A 16,717-nucleotide genomic window follows, 5' to 3' on the forward strand; every position below is an offset into this window, starting at 1 on the left:
CCCGTTCGTCCTGGCGCAGGCCAGGATCTTGTGCGGGCTGGTTCAGTCATTGAGGAGCGTCCTGAGATTCCGGCTTTCGCCGGAACGAACGGAGTTTATGTATAACAGGTTGTTTTGATTTAGTGATCGTCTATGCAGGCTCGTCCCTCGCGCCCGTGGATCGGTGTTGCCAGCAATGGGGCGACTTCTCTGCGGACAGTGATTGCCTATTCAGCGGCATGCATTTCCGCCTCGCGTCGTTCCTCCATCGCCTGCCCGATGATCTGGAAGGAGGACCAGAGGAAAAGGCCCGCCATCAGGCCCGCAACCGCCAGGTCCGGCCAGGCCGTTCCGGTCGCCGCGACGCCCACAGCGGCAAGCATGACGGCGATGTTGCCAATGGCGTCGTTACGGCTGCATAGCCAGACAGAGCGCACGTTGGCGTCGCCATCCTTGTAACGCATCAGCACCACAACACTGAGCAGGTTCGCCCCCAATGCCAGGAAACCGACCGTTCCCATCACCGGTGCGCTGGGCACGCCGAGGATCAGCACCTGATAGGCGGTTGCCCCGAAAACCCACATGCCCATGGCAGCCAGACTGAGGCCCTTCACCAATGCCGCCGTGGCCCGCACACGGATCGACATGCCAATGACAAACAGACTGATGCCATAGGTTGTGGAATCCCCCAGAAAGTCCAGGGCGTCCGCCTTCAGGGCCTGCGACCCGGCCATGCTGCCCGCCGTCATCTCGACAAAGAACATCGCCGCATTGATGGCAATGACAAGCCACAAGGCCCGTTTAAACCCTTTCGACATCCCGTCAAATTTCGGTTCGTGGTGACAGCAGCCAGCCCCCATGAGTATCTCCTGTATTGAGTGTTTCATCTTACAGGCCTAAACATAATGTCTACAGTAACTGTAGGTTCAAGAGGTAAACGCAATGAAAAAAGATTTTACCATAGGTCGCGTGGCGAAAGCCGCTAATTGCAAGGTCCAGACCATCCGTTACTACGAACAGATCGGCCTGATCCCGGCCCCGGCACGCACCGCAGGCAATCAACGCGTTTACGACAACAGCACCATTCAACGGCTGAAATTCATCCGTCACGCGCGCGAACTGGGCTTTCCCCTGCAGGCCATTCGCGACCTGACCAGCCTGTCCAGTCATCCGGAACAATCCTGCGAGGCTGCCGATCAGATTGCCAAGGAACAACTGGCGGATGTAGATCACCGTCTGCAGCGCCTGCAGGCCCTTCGCGACGAACTGGCCCGCATGGTCGAACAATGCAAAGGTGGCCGGATCGAGGACTGTCGCGTCATCGAGGTTCTGAGCGATCATAATCTCTGCCAGACCGACGATCACAACGCACCGGACTCTCATTCATAATTCGGCCGCATAGCCAAAAAAGGCCCCGCGCCAGACAACGAGACAATGCCATCGCCTATTCCGGGATATGGCAACTGAGGCTGGCGAAATAAGCCGATATCTCTTTCAACTGATCACGGTCGAGGTCGTCGAGCATGATTTCCGACAGACGATGTCGGCGCTTGTTGCGTTCTGCCAGATCGCGTTCCGGTTTGCGCATCAGGTCAAGCTGCCGCAGGAGGTAGTCGGCCTTCTGCCCGGCCAGGACAGGCGTGTCGGTAAAGGGGTTTGACCGGCTGCCACCATGGCAGACCTCGCATTTATCCGCCCCTTCCGGCATAGGCAGCGGCTTGACGGAGGCCTCCGGCCCACAAGACAGCTTTGAGTAATATTTGGCAAGACGGAACAATTCCGCATCATTCAGCCGTTCCGTCATGGCATTCATGATCGGATGACTGCGATCCGATAGCAGTTCCCCGTCTGCGCTTTCCCGGCCCGGATCACGGAAGCTGCGTAATTGCTTCAACAGATATTTCTGCCGTTGCCCTGCGAGGTTGGGCGTCAAAGGCGCGGTGCTGATCCCCGCCTCACCATGACATTGGGCGCAAATTTCAATGACTACCGGTGTTTCCTGCGACAGGGCCGGGCGACCGCCCAAAGTGGCAGCAAGGAAAAGACCGGCAGCAGCAGCACAAATATGAAAACGGGTCATAGCCAACTCTCGATTGCATAGGCGCCAACCCACATCATGCTCAAATAGAATAGCAACCAGCTTGGTCATCGCCCAATGATCCATGTCATAGTCCCGGCCAAAAACCGAACTAACGCATCAGGAGGTACACACGGGCCACTTCATTGGTAGAAACGTTGGCAAGTTCCGCCACGCGTGTGAGGGACAAGCCGTCCTTGAGCAGCGCACTGATCAGCCGAAACTGATCATGCTCCGACGGGGTGTAGGAACTATAGAAGCTGCGCGGGATGCTCTGGCCCCGCTGGCGTTTGCGCGCCTGCTGTTCCTCGCTCAGGCCACGTTCGCGGGCGGCCTGACGGGCCATTTCAAAGCGATATTTCTCTGCCGCCTCTTTTTCGCGCATCATGCGCATGGTGGCGGACTGCCAGGCATCATGCGCGGATTGACGGTGGGCCTTTGCTTCCTTTTCGGAAACCTTGCCGTCATAGACTTCCGGATGGGTTTCGACGATCGCCTCGTCCAGCGTCATATTCCACTGACCGGCAAGGCGCTCTGCCGCCACACGGGCAGCCTCGCGCTCACCTTCCAGTGTCGCCGACTTCATGACCAGGATAACCTTGCGAAAACGCTCCCGGTCGCGCTCTTTGATCGTCACACTCATACGTCAATTATTCCAAGTCGGGGCGGCATGCTCAAGGTGCCCCGTTAAGTGGCTGGCAGTGATGGCTGATTCCGGTCAGCCAAGCAATACGTCTTTGGCCTCATTGATTTTGGCGGCCCAATAGTCCGATCCGCCATGGTCGGGATGGGCCTGTTTCATCAGGCGCCGATGGGCTGCCCGAATATCGTCTTCCGAGGCCCCCTTGTCCAGCCCCAAGACCGCCAGTGCTTCGTCGCGGGACATGCCGTCCCGGCCATTGGCCCTGGCCGTGCGTTCGTCTTCCCGTCCAGCACTTCCCTCACCGCCTTCATACTGCTGCCGCCAATCGGCGCCGAGGGTACGGTCGAAATAGGCGGCCAGCAGGCTGCAGGATTTGCGGTCATCCTGGACATGGGTCCAGAGGCTTTTGCGCTCCCCGTCATCCAGAGAGGACAGCATCCGCCCTGCCAGTGCCCCGGTAAGGACTTCGCCATCCATCCGACCGGATTTCAGGTCCATCTCCATGGCGAGATGGCTGCTGCGGACATGAGAGGTTTTTCCCGGACTGGGGCCACCCATGGCGCGCCGCATACGATTGAACAGCTTGAATCGCTGAACCCAGGGCAGGATCGCAAGGGCCGCAAACCAGAGAAACTGAATCTGCCCACGGGCCATCAGCACAGCCGTCACCAGGATAACCACGAGGGCGAAAAGCCATTTCAGCCCCCGGATCACCGCTTTCGGGTCGGCATTGGCGATGAGATACAGCAGGCAGATGCCCGCCAGTAACAAGGCAAGCCCGAAGGTAAACCAACCTATCATTTATTCTGCTGCCCCCGAAAGCGGCTGGTCAGCTTCAGCACTTCCCCGCCAACCCTGTCGGAATAATCCAGCATCGCCTGACGACCTCCCGCCGCATAGACGGCCACCGCCGCCAACAGGTCACGCAACTGTTTCGCGCTGTTCATGTCAAAACTGCACCAAGCACCGCCGGTCAATTTTGCAATCTGGCGGAATGCCCTTTCGGCCACAGGGTTCAGCCCTTCCTGAAACAGGAAGACCGGCACGCCCATCATGCCCAGTTCACCAGCCTTTGCGCAGACATCATCAATTTCCTCTTCAAAGGCGTCGCCGACAAAGATCACTGCATCCACCTTTTCTTTCCGGGTCTGGTTCAGGCAATGGGCCAGAACCCGGTCGATCTGGGTATGGCCGCCCAGGCAGCTAACACTGGTCATCAACCGCGACAGGCCTTTACCGTCCATCTGCCATTTACTGGCCTTGCATTCCTTGTAGCCACGGTAATAGACAAGCTGCACCTCCAGCCCGCCGATCGTCTGGGTCTCCTGAAACATATCCGCCTGAATATGGCAGGCATGATCCCACAGGGGCTGACGGCTGGCCGTGGCATCCATAGCGAAGATCAGCCGCCCACGACGGCCCATCCCCGCGCTGGCGGCAGGTTTCATGGACTGCACCTTGTCCAGGAAGGCGTCGATTTCGTCATCGCTGGAGACGGGTTTCGTCTCCGGTCGGTCGCTCGGCAATTTGCTCATACCCCAAATATAAGGAAAAGCCGCCCAACCGCCTATAGCATCACGATTATTTTTTCGATCAGGATTCCGCGACCGGCAGACCGATGATCTGCAGCAGATTGCGCACTTCCTGACGGGCCGCCACATGGGACATGCTCATCCGCACGCCGGTTTTCGCCTTGCGCAGGTCCAGCAGCGTCAGGCCGTCCAGGAACAATTCACGGAAGATCACACGCTCCGAAAAGCCGGGGGCGGTACGAAAGCCAATACGCCGCGCCAGCGCGGTGACGGCCTTTTCCATGGCCTGCTGGTTTTTGGAATCCAGTTGCCCCAGACGGTTTCGCATGACAATCCAGTCGAAGGTCCGGTTCATCCCGACGCGTTTGGCCCGGATCATCTTTGATTCGAAGACGATCTGCGCATATTGCCCGGGCCGCGCCACCTCATAAGTTTCCGGATTGACCGCAGCCAGAATATCCAGATCGACGAAACTGTCGTTCAACGGCGTGATCAGTACATCGGCATAGGAATGGCCGATACGCCCCAGAAAACTGTCGCTGCCCGGCGTGTCGATCACAAGAAAATCATTCTGGGCGGTCAAGCGGTTCACCGCCTCGGCCACGCGGGCCTCGTCTTCCGCCTTGGCGGCCACACGGTCCGCATTCGTGCTAGGCAGAATCGCATCAAAGGCGGGCATGGGCAGATGAACGCCCTTCCGCTCTGTAAAGTTTTTTCGGTTGGCCAGATAATGGGACAGCGTCGCCTGACGCGCATCCAGGTCCAGCGCCGCCACCCGATATCCGTTGTTCAGCAGGGCGGCAATCATATGCATCGCCGTGGTCGATTTACCCGACCCGCCCTTTTCGTTTCCAACGACAATAATCCGTGCCGTATCCTCGGCCTGCTCCATCGTCACACTCACACGCTGAAACCCTGATGAAATCCGGTCTTTCCCCGGGAAGAAAGGACAGACGACGTTCTGTCGAATTCGACACCCCTCTTTGCCGTCTGCGCCGCATAGTGTACAAAGCTTGGACGAAAGGGCAAGCAAGGGAATATCATCGAAGTGTTTCAAGGGTTTGGTAAAGTCATCCGCGGCGGCTTTCTGGTCGCGTTACTGGGACTCGGGGCCTGTTCGGAACTGGGCTGGAATCCGCTCGATCCGGACTATATTCCGCCGGAGCAGGATGTGACGCTGCCCACGCCGGCAGCCCTTGCCTTTGACCTGCCGACGCTGGGCACTCTCACCCCCGTCTACAAGGCAACCGTGCTGGCCGATCCGCTGCGGGCAGACCGGCGGCGAAGCTGGTCCGGCGATGAAACAACCGAACCGCAGGCCTCCATCATGGTGCGCTACAGCATGGATGAGACGCCGCTTGCCATCCCTGTGGATCCGAAGGACGCCATTGCCTATTGGCCCGCCCTGTCCTGGCGCAGCCTGGATTTCCAGCCCCTCTATGAGACCCGCAACGCCTTGGGTCCGGTTTTATGGCGGCGCTTCGTCATGGGGCCATTTACCTGCGTGATCCTGCAGCAAACGGTGCAGAACAAGCTTCTCGCCGGCTATTACTGCAGCCCCGCCGGGGAGGAATTGAGCGAAGGCCAGGCGGAAACGGTCGCGCAATCGGTTCGGTTCGAGGACAGCACGCCCGCGGACCAACCCGCCTCCTAAAATCACAAAGCGGACGGCGATCACCCTCTAGTGACCACAATCCGGCCTTGTTTTTCAGGCCCGCTGTTTCCATTTCATGGGTATCTTCACCAAAGGGGTGTTTCATGACATGGCGCAGAATTCTTTTTCGTCCCGCAACCCTCTTCCTGGCGCTGGCCGTGACCGTCGGTCTGACCGCATGGGGGCGTAACGTGTCTGCGGACTGGCGCACTGCCAATCGCGATTCGGTGGGCATCGCCCCCGACCCGGCAACAACACCCGAACCCGTCATTCAGGTTTATGGCGCACGCACCTATGGTTGGCGCGGCGTCTTTGCCGTGCATACCTGGATTGCCGTCAAACCCGAAAATGCAAGCCAGTACACGGTCTATCATGTGATCGGCTGGCAGGTGCGCCGCGGGTTACCCGCCGTCGTCATCCGTAAGGATATCCCCGACAGGCGCTGGTACGACGCGGAACCTGTCTTGCTGAAGCATCTTCAGGGTGACGGCATCGGCGCCATCATCGACAAGGTGGATGCCGCGGCGCGCAGTTACCCCTACGCGGACCGCTATACCGCCTACCCCGGCCCAAACAGCAACACCTTTACCGCCTGGGTCGGCCGTCAGGTGCCGGAACTGCAGTTGGACCTGCCACCGACCGCCATCGGCAAGGATTACATGCCGCCCGACACCCTGGCCGACAGCGGCATCAGCAATACCGGCCTGCAGGTTTCCTTCCTGGGACTGTTGGGGGTTACCGTTGCCCGTGAAGAAGGCCTTGAGATCAATATCGCCGGATTATCTTTCGGCATTGATCCCGGCGACCTGTCGCTGCGGTTACCCCTGATCGGGACAATCGGCCCCGGTGCGGAAGACAAAAGAGAAAAACCCGCACCAGAGCCGGTACGGGTTTCCGTAGAATCTGATTAACAAGCCGGTTTTTATTTCGACTTGTCTTCCATGCTTTCCAGGCGTTTCTGCATGGCGTCCAGTTGCTTTTGCAAATCCTTCAACTGATCGCCGCCTTCACTGGCGCGCTCCTGTTCCGGTTCCGGTGCGGAGGCAGGGGCTGCCGGTTTACCGCCCGTCATGCCTGAAAAAGGCGAGAACATCTGCATGGCCTGTTCGAACATGGCCATATTCTGCTGGCCCATTTTCTCCAGATTGCCGAAGGGGAATACCGAACCGAAGGTATCCTGCATATATTGCTGAATCTGTTCCTGGTTCTGGCCGAAACTTTTCATTGTCATGTCCAGATACTGCGGCAACAGCATCTGTTTCATATTGTCCCCATAGTAACTGATCAACTGGCGCAGGAAGCTGATCGGAAGCAGGTTCTGGTTCCCCTTGCTTTCCTCTTCCACGATGATCTGCGTCAGGACGGACCGCGTGATATCCTCGCCGCTCTTGGCGTCGAAAACCGCGAATTCCACCCCGTCCTTCACCATCTGGCACAGATGGTCCAGAGTTACATAACTACTGGTGGCCGTATTGTAGAGCCGCCTGTTCGCATATTTCTTGATTGTGATGGGCTCCTGCCCACCTTTAGTCGCGTCAACCATAACCAGCAACCGGCTCCCTATTATATTCTCTTGCCTTATCCTTGGACGGTCGCGGTTCCTGCCGCAACCTCTTATTTTGCAACGCATAACAGATAAGCAGTCAAGCGCCAAGAAAATGCTGCGTTGCCAAAGCATCTGATGTCAGTCATTTTTGGCCCGAAAAAACAGTTATTCCGTTCATCCCAATGGTCACGAGCCTTCAGCATCGCTATAGTAACACAGATGGATAAAGCACCGGAAATGCGGGACCTGGCCGCGCGGATACTGGACCTTTGGCAGGAGCAACTGACCCTGATGGCCCAGGATTCCGAATATATGCGGCTGGCCCAGACAAACCTTACGGCATGGGGCAATTTCTTTGGCTACAACGCAAGCGCAGCACGGACGGATGGGTCCACGTCCTCTCCCGCTTCATCTGACCTCGGCAATGGCGACCTTGACCAGCTCGCCCATCGCGTTGACGAGCTTGATCGGCGGCTGCGACAGCTCGAACAAGGCAGCCCTGCACCCAAGTCTTCAGGAAAAGGCCGCAAACCTGAGCGCGGACCTGCAAAACGCCCTCCGGCAAAACGCGGATAGCCCCGCCTTCGCCGAACTCTATCAGGCGCTTGGCGAGGAAATCAGCCACCGCAGTAATCAGTTCCTGGCCGGGATCGAAGCCTATCGGCGTCACGCCTATCGCCGCAATCTGCCCCCCGTTGACAGTATCCACACCATGGGCAGCACCCAGGTTCTGGATTTTGGTGGCGACGGCCCGCCCGTTCTTCTCGTCCCGTCCCTGGTCAACCGGGGTTACATCCTGGACCTGTCAGAGGATTGCAGCCTTGCCCGCTGGCTGGCCGGTCAGGGCGTGCATCCCTATCTGGTGGAATGGGGGATGCCCGGCGACGAAGAGACACAATTCGGCCTGGAGGACTATATCCGGCGTTTGACCATGGTGCTGGAAGACCTGGCGGCCCGGCATGGGGAACCGGTTATCCTGCTGGGCTATTGCATGGGTGGCCTACTGACGTTGAGCGCCTGTTTGCAGGTACCGCAATATGTGTCCCGTCAGATTCTGATGGCAACGCCCTGGGACTTCCATAGTGACGGTGGCACCCAGGCAGGCATCCTGGGCAGTATGCAACCCTGGCTGGATTGGGTGGTCACCACCTATGACATGCTGCCGACCGATGTGTTGCAGATGTTTTTCACCCTGCTCGACCCGCTTCTGGGTCTGAAGAAATTCACTCGCTTTGCCGACCTGGACCCGGCCAGTGACCAGGCGCGCGCCTTTGTCGCATTGGAAGACTGGCTGAATGACGGCGTGCCGCTGACCGGGCCGACCGCGCGGACCTGCCTGCACGACTGGTATGGCGACAATCTGACAGCCAAGGGCACATGGACCGTGGGTGGCAAGGCCGTGCTGCCCGAAAACTGTCAGGTGCCGACACTATGCCTGATCCCCTCCGGCGACCGGATCGTTCCCCCCGCCTCTGCACAGGCGCTGGCGGACAAGCTGCCACATGGGACGACCATTACGCCCCACGCCGGGCATATCGGCATGGTCACCAGCCGCCGGGCACGGGATGGCGTTTGGCAGGAAATCCTGCAATTCGCGTTGAGTTAATCCAAATTAAAGCGCTGATTTGTTGTGTCGGCTTTCATCTGTCATTATATTGCAATGCAGCAATTGCAGAGTGAACAGGTTTTGACGCCGATGCATCAGGCACGGGTCAGATTCGAGACATCATTGGGAGGAGACGACAATGACTGATGTGGTAATCGTCGGCGCAGCACGTACACCGGTTGGTGCATTTAACGGCAGCTTGAGTGCGGTGTCCGCGTCCTATCTCGGGACGGTCGCCATCAAGGAAGCCCTGAACCGTGCCAAGGTCGACGCTGCGGACGTGGATGAAGTGGTTCTGGGCCAGATCCTGACCGCCGCGCAGGGGCAGAATCCGGCCCGTCAGGCCGCTGTCGAAGCCGGCATCCCGACCGACAAGACGGCGTATGTGATCAACCAGGTCTGTGGTTCCGGCCTGCGTTCCGTGGCCCTTGGCCTGCAGGCAATCAAGGCCGGTGACAGCTCCATCGTCGTGGCCGGTGGCCAGGAAAGCATGAGCCAGTCAACCCACGCCGCCTATCTGCGCTCCGGCCAGAAGATGGGCGACATGAAATTCATCGACACCATGATCCGGGACGGCCTGTGGTGTGCATTTAACGGCTATCACATGGGTAACACTGCGGAAAACGTTGCCAAGCAGTGGCAGTTGACCCGCGAGGAACAGGACGCTTTCGCCGCCCATTCCCAGCAAAAGGCCGAAGCCGCCCAGAAGGCAGGCAGGTTCGACGACGAGCTGGTTTCCGTGACCATCGCTGGCCGCAAGGGCGACACCGTGGTGGACACAGACGAATACCCGCGTCACGGCACGACGGCTGAAAAACTGGCAGCCCTGCGTCCGGCCTTCGACAAGGAAGGCACCGTAACCGCAGGCAATGCCTCCGGCATCAACGACGGCGCGGCAGCCCTTGTCCTGATGAGTGCGGAAGAGGCTGAAAAACGCGGCCTGACGCCACTGGCGCGCATCGCCTCCTGGGCGACCGCCGGTGTCGATCCTGCGATCATGGGCACCGGCCCGATCCCGTCTTCCCGCAAGGCCCTGGAAAAGGCAGGCTGGAAAGTGGACGACCTGGACCTGGTCGAGGCCAACGAAGCCTTCGCCGCCCAGGCGCTGGCCGTCAACAAGGACATGGGCTGGAACCCGGATATCGTGAACGTCAACGGCGGTGCGATCGCTATCGGCCACCCGATCGGCGCATCCGGCGCACGTGTGCTCGTCACCCTGTTGCACGAAATGCAGAAACGCGATTCCAAAAAGGGTCTCGCCACGCTTTGCATCGGTGGCGGCATGGGCGTCGCCATGTGCCTGGAACGCTAAGTTCCAAAAGCCTGAAACAACGAAGGGCTGTCTCCGGACGGCCCTCAGACTGCTGACAAAGGTCTCGCGCAAGCGGGGCCTTTGTGATTCTATGTTTTTATGTTGAAGAAGCCCCAGCCTGAACAGGGCCGACTTGAGATGGTGACATTGGAGGGTCTGGTGCCTGCGGATCACCTGCTTCGCAAGATCGATGCGGTGATCGACTTTTCGTTTATCCACGACCGGGTGGCCGGTCTGTATTGCGCGGATAATGGCCGCCCGGCGCTGGACCCGGTGATGCTGTTCAAGGCGCTGTTCATCGGCTACCTGTTCGGCATCCGCTCGGAGCGGCAGTTGGTGCGGGAGATCGAGGTGAATGTGGCCTATCGCTGGTTTCTGCGCTTGGGCCTCACCGACAAGGTGTTCGATGCCTCGACGCTGTCGCAGAACCGCCGCCGCCGCTACCAGGATGTGTCTGTGGCGCAGGATATTTTCGATCACATTGTCGAACAGGCAATTGCCAAGGGTCTTGTGGACGGCACGGTGCTTTATACCGACAGCACCCATCTGAAGGCCAATGCCAACAAGAACAAATGGGACAGCCAAGTGGTCGCCAAGTCCCGGGCCGACTATTGGGACGCGCTGGACCTGGCGGTTGAGGAGGATCGGGCGGCCATGCCAAAAAGCCGCTGAAGGCGAAGGAACGCGCGCCCGGGCAAAAGGAGACCAAGGTCAGCCGCACCGACCCGGAAGCCGGTTACATGGTGCGTGAAGGCAAGCCCAAGGGGTTCTTTTATCTGGATCATCGCACGGTGGACGGGCGTTATGGCATCATCACCGATACTCACGCCACCCCGGCCACTGTGCATGACAGTATCCCCTATCTGGACCGGCTCGACCGGCAGCGGGACCGCTTCGGCCTGGATGTCCAGGCGGTCGGGCTGGATGCAGGCTATGCCACGGCGGGCATCGCCAAGGGGCTGGAAGACAGGGATATCCTCGGTGTAACCGGCTATCGCCGCCCGAACCACCGGGCAGGCATGCTGCGCAAGCGGGACTATCAGTACGACCGGCAGTTAGACGGCTACCGCTGTCCGCAGGGCCAGTTCCTGAATTATGCCACCACCGACCGCAACGGCTATCGCCATTACAAAAGCGACCCGAAGGTCTGCGCCACCTGCCCGCTGCTTGCCTCCTGCACCGGCAGCGCCAAACACACCAAAACCGTCACCCGCCATGTCTGGCAGGACGCCCGGGAGCGCACGGACGCCCACCGTCTCACCGACTGGGGCAAAAGGCTCTATAAAAGACGCAAGGAAACTGTAGAACGCTCCTTTGCCGACGCAAAGCAGCTCTTCGGACACCGATACGCCCGCTTCCGCGGCCTCATCGCCGTCAAAACGCAATGCCTGCTCGCCGCCGCCGCCCAAAACATCAAGAAAATCGCCCTCGCAATGGCTCCAAAAACCGAAACCAGCCCGATCTGATCGAAAGGGGACTTCTCACTCTCCCTCAATAACAACCGGCAAACATCCAAAACTAAACCCCGCCGAATATCGACGGGGTTTGTCAACGGTCTGGAAGGGCCGCCTCCGGACGGCCCTTTTTCTTTACCTGTCTGATCCTTTACCAGGGTCAGATGATCACCCAGACACCCGCGCCATTCTTGCAGGCGGTCTGCTGACCTTTGCGTTCCTCGCCGCTGACATTGATCGTAGTGACGAAGTCACGGCAGAGGCGACCTTTATGGTCCAGGAAAGTACGCAGCGGTGTGAAGCTGCCGAAATTACCGCTTCGGTCATTCTTCCAGCTAAGGGTCTGGCCGTTGCCTGCCTCCAGGCTTTCATAGGCCGTGGATTGCATGGCGGATTTGTCCCAGCGGCTCATCTGGTCTGCGGCCCAATATCCGGCATAACCACCAGCCGCCCCGCCCAGCGCCATGCCGAGAAGCTGTGAGCCGGAACTGGCGCCGCTGCCCCCCATCAGGCTGTAGCCCAACAGGCCACCGGCCACCGCACCGACAACGGCACCACCGGCAAGCTTGTCCTTCCGGTCAATCTGATTGCCCGTGATACAGCCGGTCGTCGCCAGGGACGCCGCCAGCAGGAGAGACAGAGTTGCTTTTCTCATTGGTCGAAGGGTACCCAAGCATTAAAACTTCAACTTGCGTAATTATTACAAAGTATTTGAACGCCGCCAACAGGTAATATCTGCCGGGTTTCTAGATAAATTTTGCATTAAATACTTTATTGTCTTGCAGGACCTCAATATCGCATAACCACTACGCAGGCACCGCAATTGATTTGTGGTTGTCTGCGGGATCGCATGCTATACAGCGGGGCTTACACAAAAGCTATTCGTTTAACCATCTGAATTTCCGTCAAACAAAGCCGATTTTTACTTTTAGTGGACCATGCGTTTAACAAGCCATATTGAGGAAATCCCCTTGAACTGCCTCACAGAAAAAGGCAGTGCGGAAGGATGAAACGTTTGGTCAAAAAGATAATGCGCTCCGACGCGGCGCATGCGGTTGTCTGCTGGATCATCGCGCAATATATCCGCCTGGTTTATTACACCAGCCGCTGGGAGCATGAGGGTATTGAGGCGCGTGACGCCCTGATCGCGGAGGGAAAGCCCTTTGTGATTGTCCTCTGGCATAACCGCATCGCCATGATGCCCTATGCCTGGCGTCCGAAGAAATGGCCGCTGACGATCCTGGCCTCCGGCCATCGCGACGGACAGATCGTGATCCGCACCATGGCGCATTTCAATATCAAAAGCATCGCCGGATCATCCCAGCGCGGCGGGGCCGCCGCCACGAAATCCATCCTTCGGGAAATGAAAGCCGGTTCCTTTATCGGCATCACCCCGGACGGCCCCCGGGGACCGCGTATGCGCATGAAGGACGGTCCGGTTGCAATCGCACGCCTGGGCAAGGCGCGCATCACCATGGTCACGTTTTCCGTCAAGCGGCGTATCCTGCTTAATAGCTGGGACCGGTTCTGCCTGCCCCTGCCCTTCAACAAAGGGATTTTCATGTGGGATACAGGGTTCGAACTGCCTGGTAAAATGGACAAGGAAGGGGCGGAAGCCTTCCGGCAACACCTGGAACAGGCGTTGACCGACTTCACAGATGAAGCGGACCGCCGCATGGGGCATGCCCCCATCCCCCCTGCACCGGAAGACAAGGACAATCCCTCAGACAAGGAGGCGGCCTGAATGCTGTTCGCCTATCGCCTCCTGTCCGGTGCATCCGGCCCCCTGCTCAGTCACCTGCTGGCCAAGCGGCTGGCACGGGCGAAGGAACATCCTGAACGCATCACCGAACGCAAGGGCATCGCGTCCCATCCCAGGCCCGAAGGCAGGCTCATCTGGCTCCATGCGGCCAGCGTCGGCGAGGCGGTCTCTTCGCTGGCGCTGATCCGCCGCCTTCTGGAAGATGACAAGACGTTGCATGTGCTGCTGACCAGCGGGACGGTGACCTCGGCAAAGGTGGTGGCAAACAGGCTGCCTGACCGTGCGATCCATCAATTCGTGCCGCTCGACCATCCACGCTGGGTCCGCCGCTTTCTGGATCACTGGCATCCTGATATCGCAATCTGGCTGGAATCGGAGTTGTGGCCGAACCTCATCTTCGGTGCGCGCCGCCGTGACATTCCTCTGGTGCTTGCCAATGCCAGGCTCAGCCTGCGGTCCTTCCGGCGTTGGCGGCGCTTTGGCGGGTCGGCTCGCCGCCTTATGGAATGCTTTTCCATTGTCCTTCCGCAAACCACCGAAGACGCGGAAAAATACCAGGCGCTTGGTGCGCGTGACGTTCGCCTTCTGGGGAACCTGAAGCTGGCTGCCGCCCCGTTGAAGGCAAATGCCGAGGCCATCTCGATCCTGCGTGAGGCAATCAGGAACCGGCCCGTCTGGCTTGCCGCCAGCACCCATGCTGGCGAAGAGGCCATTGTTGCCCGCACCCATCAGCGCCTCACGGCGAAATACCCGGACCTGCTGACGATCATTGCGCCGCGCCACCCGGACAGGTTGGAAGAAGTCCTGGCGGATATCACCTCTGCCGCGACCGACGGCGCGATCGCCATACGAAGCCGTCAGGATACTATCGACGCCACGACCGGTATCTATGTGGCAGATACAATTGGCGAATTGGGCCTGTTCTACACCGTCTGCCCCATCGCCCTTGTCGGCGGCTCTCTGATAGACAGGATTGGCGGGCATAACCCGATCGAACCTGCACAACTTGGCTGCGCCATCCTGTTCGGCCCCTACATGGCGAATTTCAGCGACGTTGAGCGGGACATGCTATCCGCACAGGCTGCTATATCCGTTCAAGATGAAGAGGCACTGGCGACCCAGGTCGACCGCCTGCTTGCCTCCCGACAGGCCCGTGAAGAAGCGGCCCGGCAGGCCCTCTACTATGCCCGTCAGGGAGAACGCATCCTGGATGATATCACCGATGTGATCAGGGCCCAAATGGCCGATGGGGGGCAGAAATCAGATGGCTAAGGCACCGGAATTCTGGTCCGCCTCTGCGCCGCAGGGGCCGATGCCAACCTTGTTGAGCCCGTTAAGTGCGCTTTACGCCGGCATCGGATCGCTTCGCCGCAAGATCAAAAAACCCTATAAAAGCCGTTTGCCCGTGATCTGCATCGGCAACCTCGTGGCCGGTGGCGCGGGCAAAACGCCCACTGCCATTGCCATTGCGAAAATCCTGCAGGCCGGCGGCGACCGTCCGCATATTCTCTCCCGCGGCTATGGCGGGTCGCTGTGGGGGCCGGTGCGGGTAACGTCGGACCACAAACCGAAAGATGTCGGTGACGAACCGTTATTGTTAGCCCGGCATGCGCCGGTGACCGTGGCGCGCAACCGGGTCGCAGGTGCGAAAGCCATCGAGAATACCAACGCCAATGTCATCATCATGGATGACGGCTTTCAAAACCCCGGCCTGCATAAGGATCTTTCGATCCTGGTGGTCGACGCCGGGGCCGGGTTTGGCAATGGGCGGGTCATCCCCGCAGGCCCCCTGCGCGAACCGGTCGATGAAGGCTTCCGACGGGCCGACGCCATTGTCCTGATTGGTACTGGATTGAAGGGCCAACAGGATATTCAGGGTTTCACGGGCCCGGTTGTAAAAGCCATCCTCTCCCCGGATCAAGGGATTATCGGCTGGCGACAAAAGGTCGTGGCCTTTGCAGGCATCGGACGACCGGAGAAATTCCGCGAGACCCTGCAGGAACTGCGCGCCGACATTCAGGGTTTCCACGCCTTCCCCGACCATCACCCCTACACCGAAGGTGACCTGGCATTACTGCTGGAGACCGCCCACAGTGCAGGCGCCCTGCTTGTCACCACGGAAAAAGACTTGGTTCGCGTGCCGGAAGCGATTAAACCCGCCGTCACTGCCTTGCCGGTTCATCTCGACTGGTCCGACGAGGAGAAGATCGGGAAACTTCTAACGACCGTATTCGCGAAATGAGCGCGTCCGCAAAAAACAACACAATAAAAACATGGATCACCTATCCGCTGGAGGCCCTGGCGGCCTTTGCCGTTCTGATTCCATTGCGTTATCTGCCGCTGACCTGGGCGGCAGCCATCGGCGCGGCACTGGCCAGGTTGGTCGGGCCTCTGACCGGCGCCCATAAAACCGCCCGCCGCAACCTGGAACGCGCTTTCCCGGAAAAATCCAGGGCCGAAATCAATCATATCCTCAAAGAGGTCTGGGACAATCTGGGACGCAGCATCGGTGAATCCGCACAGGTCGACAAAATCGTCACCACGGGCCCTCACAGCCGGGTGGAAATCATCGGGGAAGAACATCTCACCCAGGCGATGAACAGCGGTAAGAGCTTCATCATCTTTTCCGCCCATATGGCCAATTGGGAAATCGCAAGCCTGTGCCCCGCCCATCGCGGGCATCCTCTCGTCAACATCTACCGGCGCGTGGATAACCCCTGGCTGGAACGTTGGGTCAGAAAAATCCGGGGCCGGTTCACGGCGGAACTTCTGCCCAAGGGCCGCGAAGGCTCACGCCGCCTTCTGGGGGTTTTGAAAGAGGATAAACCTCTGGGCCTGCTGGTGGATCAGAAGTTGAATGAAGGACTGCCTGTGCCTTTCTTCGGACGGGACGCCATGACCACACAATCCCCGGCGGAACTGGCGATCCGGCACAAATGCCCGCTGATCCCGACGCGTTTGGAACGGTTGCCGGGCTCCCGCTTTCGGGCAACAATCCTGCCGCCGATGGACCTGCCGGACAGCGGCGACCGTAAGGCGGACGTCTTGGCTGTCACCACAGAAATGAACGCCCTGCTGGAAGGCTGGATCAGGGAACGCCCGGGCCAGTGGTTCTGGGTCCACAAACGCTGGCCGGACTGATCACCCCTCTG

General features: G+C 59.2%; 18 protein-coding genes. 10 read left to right on the forward strand and 8 right to left on the reverse strand.

The genetic code is table 11. From position 1 onward, the window contains the following. Positions 1-206: 206 nt before the first annotated feature. Positions 207-839, reverse strand: a complete 633-nt coding sequence (locus IF205_RS17185) for a cation efflux transmembrane domain-containing protein (protein WP_259780578.1) — start codon at positions 837-839, stop codon at positions 207-209. An 82-nt stretch (positions 840-921) separates the two neighbouring features. Here IF205_RS17185 and IF205_RS17190 point away from each other — a divergent pair, with 82 nt between their 5' ends. Next, entirely contained in the window at positions 922-1,368 is a 447-nt protein-coding gene (locus tag IF205_RS17190; RefSeq protein WP_259780579.1) for a MerR family transcriptional regulator, read from the forward strand. A gap of 55 nt (positions 1,369-1,423) precedes the next feature. Here the strand turns inward: IF205_RS17190 and IF205_RS17195 are convergent, their stop codons facing one another. The 5 genes from IF205_RS17195 to IF205_RS17215 all read right to left on the reverse strand — a co-directional run bounded on the left by IF205_RS17195 (position 1,424) and on the right by IF205_RS17215 (position 5,135). Next, positions 1,424-2,059: a c-type cytochrome gene (locus IF205_RS17195; protein WP_259780580.1), complete on the reverse strand. Its 636-nt coding sequence runs from the start codon at positions 2,057-2,059 to the stop codon at positions 1,424-1,426. 109 nt (positions 2,060-2,168) lie between these two features. After that, positions 2,169-2,699, reverse strand: a complete 531-nt coding sequence (locus IF205_RS17200; RefSeq protein ID WP_259780581.1) for a hypothetical protein — start codon at positions 2,697-2,699, stop codon at positions 2,169-2,171. A 75-nt stretch (positions 2,700-2,774) separates the two neighbouring features. Further along, positions 2,775-3,500, reverse strand: a complete 726-nt coding sequence (locus IF205_RS17205; RefSeq protein WP_259780582.1) for a DnaJ domain-containing protein — start codon at positions 3,498-3,500, stop codon at positions 2,775-2,777. Further along, on the reverse strand, positions 3,497-4,234 hold the full coding sequence (locus IF205_RS17210) for a vWA domain-containing protein (RefSeq protein WP_259780583.1): 738 nt from the start codon (positions 4,232-4,234) through the stop codon (positions 3,497-3,499). The genes IF205_RS17205 and IF205_RS17210 overlap by 4 nt, the downstream gene beginning before the upstream one ends. A gap of 58 nt (positions 4,235-4,292) precedes the next feature. Further along, positions 4,293-5,135 (reverse strand): division plane positioning ATPase MipZ, encoded by an 843-nt coding sequence (locus IF205_RS17215; RefSeq protein WP_311195704.1) that lies wholly within the window; start codon positions 5,133-5,135, stop codon positions 4,293-4,295. A 144-nt stretch (positions 5,136-5,279) separates the two neighbouring features. Between IF205_RS17215 and IF205_RS17220 the strand changes: the two genes are divergently transcribed. Next, positions 5,280-5,885, forward strand: a complete 606-nt coding sequence (locus IF205_RS17220; protein WP_259780584.1) for a hypothetical protein — start codon at positions 5,280-5,282, stop codon at positions 5,883-5,885. 104 nt (positions 5,886-5,989) lie between these two features. Further along, complete coding sequence (locus tag IF205_RS17225; RefSeq protein ID WP_259780585.1) at positions 5,990-6,796, forward strand: DUF3750 domain-containing protein; 807 nt, start codon at positions 5,990-5,992, stop codon at positions 6,794-6,796. An 11-nt stretch (positions 6,797-6,807) separates the two neighbouring features. Here IF205_RS17225 and phaR read toward each other — a convergent pair whose 3' ends face one another. Then, the gene (gene phaR, locus IF205_RS17230) at positions 6,808-7,428 is read right to left on the reverse strand and encodes a polyhydroxyalkanoate synthesis repressor PhaR (RefSeq protein WP_259780586.1); all 621 of its coding nucleotides are present in this window, start codon (positions 7,426-7,428) and stop codon (positions 6,808-6,810) included. Positions 7,429-7,855: 427 nt separating this feature from the next. On the opposite strand from phaR, the gene IF205_RS17235 reads away from it, so the two are divergent. From IF205_RS17235 to IF205_RS17245, 3 genes are all read left to right on the forward strand, one after another. Next, positions 7,856-9,037, forward strand: coding sequence for an alpha/beta fold hydrolase (locus IF205_RS17235; RefSeq protein ID WP_259780587.1), 1,182 nt, complete (start codon positions 7,856-7,858; stop codon positions 9,035-9,037). Between the two features lie 139 nt (positions 9,038-9,176). Beyond that, on the forward strand, positions 9,177-10,349 hold the full coding sequence (locus IF205_RS17240; protein ID WP_259780588.1) for an acetyl-CoA C-acetyltransferase: 1,173 nt from the start codon (positions 9,177-9,179) through the stop codon (positions 10,347-10,349). 99 nt (positions 10,350-10,448) lie between these two features. Beyond that, positions 10,449-11,815 (forward strand): IS1182 family transposase gene (locus IF205_RS17245; RefSeq protein ID WP_259780056.1). Its coding sequence is split into 2 segments (ribosomal slippage): positions 10,449-11,001 and positions 11,001-11,815, totalling 1,368 coding nucleotides; the frame shifts between segments, so codons are not numbered across the junction. 148 nt (positions 11,816-11,963) lie between these two features. On the opposite strand, the gene IF205_RS17250 is transcribed toward IF205_RS17245, so the two are convergent. Beyond that, complete coding sequence (locus IF205_RS17250) at positions 11,964-12,458, reverse strand: RT0821/Lpp0805 family surface protein (protein WP_259780589.1); 495 nt, start codon at positions 12,456-12,458, stop codon at positions 11,964-11,966. A 351-nt stretch (positions 12,459-12,809) separates the two neighbouring features. Between IF205_RS17250 and IF205_RS17255 the strand changes: the two genes are divergently transcribed. The 4 genes from IF205_RS17255 to IF205_RS17270 are packed head-to-tail and all read left to right on the forward strand — an operon-like array spanning position 12,810 to position 16,706. Then, entirely contained in the window at positions 12,810-13,547 is a 738-nt protein-coding gene (locus IF205_RS17255) for a lysophospholipid acyltransferase family protein (RefSeq protein ID WP_259780590.1), read from the forward strand. Then, positions 13,548-14,837, forward strand: coding sequence for a 3-deoxy-D-manno-octulosonic acid transferase (locus tag IF205_RS17260; protein WP_259780591.1), 1,290 nt, complete (start codon positions 13,548-13,550; stop codon positions 14,835-14,837). Further along, the gene (gene lpxK / locus IF205_RS17265) at positions 14,830-15,807 is read left to right on the forward strand and encodes a tetraacyldisaccharide 4'-kinase (RefSeq protein ID WP_259780592.1); all 978 of its coding nucleotides are present in this window, start codon (positions 14,830-14,832) and stop codon (positions 15,805-15,807) included. The genes IF205_RS17260 and lpxK overlap by 8 nt, the downstream gene beginning before the upstream one ends. Next, positions 15,804-16,706 (forward strand): lysophospholipid acyltransferase family protein, encoded by a 903-nt coding sequence (locus IF205_RS17270; RefSeq protein WP_259780593.1) that lies wholly within the window; start codon positions 15,804-15,806, stop codon positions 16,704-16,706. Before lpxK ends, IF205_RS17270 begins: the two co-directional genes overlap by 4 nt. Positions 16,707-16,717 lie beyond the last annotated feature (11 nt).

The sequence above is a fragment of the Aestuariispira ectoiniformans genome, assembly GCF_025136295.1.
Taxonomy (GTDB): Bacteria; Pseudomonadota; Alphaproteobacteria; order UBA8366; family Aestuariispiraceae; genus Aestuariispira_A; species Aestuariispira_A ectoiniformans.

Bases quoted from the DNA above. Each gene is read 5' to 3' on its own strand.
- IF205_RS17185 (WP_259780578.1), bottom strand. From the start codon at position 839: ATGGGGGCTGGCTGCTGTCACCACGAACCGAAATTTGACGGGATGTCG.
- IF205_RS17190 (WP_259780579.1), top strand. From the start codon at position 922: ATGAAAAAAGATTTTACCATAGGTCGCGTGGCGAAAGCCGCTAATTGC.
- IF205_RS17195 (WP_259780580.1), bottom strand. From the start codon at position 2,059: ATGACCCGTTTTCATATTTGTGCTGCTGCTGCCGGTCTTTTCCTTGCT.
- IF205_RS17200 (WP_259780581.1), bottom strand. From the start codon at position 2,699: ATGAGTGTGACGATCAAAGAGCGCGACCGGGAGCGTTTTCGCAAGGTT.
- IF205_RS17205 (WP_259780582.1), bottom strand. From the start codon at position 3,500: ATGATAGGTTGGTTTACCTTCGGGCTTGCCTTGTTACTGGCGGGCATC.
- IF205_RS17210 (WP_259780583.1), bottom strand. From the start codon at position 4,234: ATGAGCAAATTGCCGAGCGACCGACCGGAGACGAAACCCGTCTCCAGC.
- IF205_RS17225 (WP_259780585.1), top strand. From the start codon at position 5,990: ATGACATGGCGCAGAATTCTTTTTCGTCCCGCAACCCTCTTCCTGGCG.
- phaR (WP_259780586.1), bottom strand. From the start codon at position 7,428: ATGGTTGACGCGACTAAAGGTGGGCAGGAGCCCATCACAATCAAGAAA.
- IF205_RS17235 (WP_259780587.1), top strand. From the start codon at position 7,856: ATGGCGACCTTGACCAGCTCGCCCATCGCGTTGACGAGCTTGATCGGC.
- IF205_RS17240 (WP_259780588.1), top strand. From the start codon at position 9,177: ATGACTGATGTGGTAATCGTCGGCGCAGCACGTACACCGGTTGGTGCA.
- IF205_RS17250 (WP_259780589.1), bottom strand. From the start codon at position 12,458: ATGAGAAAAGCAACTCTGTCTCTCCTGCTGGCGGCGTCCCTGGCGACG.
- IF205_RS17255 (WP_259780590.1), top strand. From the start codon at position 12,810: ATGAAACGTTTGGTCAAAAAGATAATGCGCTCCGACGCGGCGCATGCG.
- IF205_RS17260 (WP_259780591.1), top strand. From the start codon at position 13,548: ATGCTGTTCGCCTATCGCCTCCTGTCCGGTGCATCCGGCCCCCTGCTC.
- lpxK (WP_259780592.1), top strand. From the start codon at position 14,830: ATGGCTAAGGCACCGGAATTCTGGTCCGCCTCTGCGCCGCAGGGGCCG.
- IF205_RS17270 (WP_259780593.1), top strand. From the start codon at position 15,804: ATGAGCGCGTCCGCAAAAAACAACACAATAAAAACATGGATCACCTAT.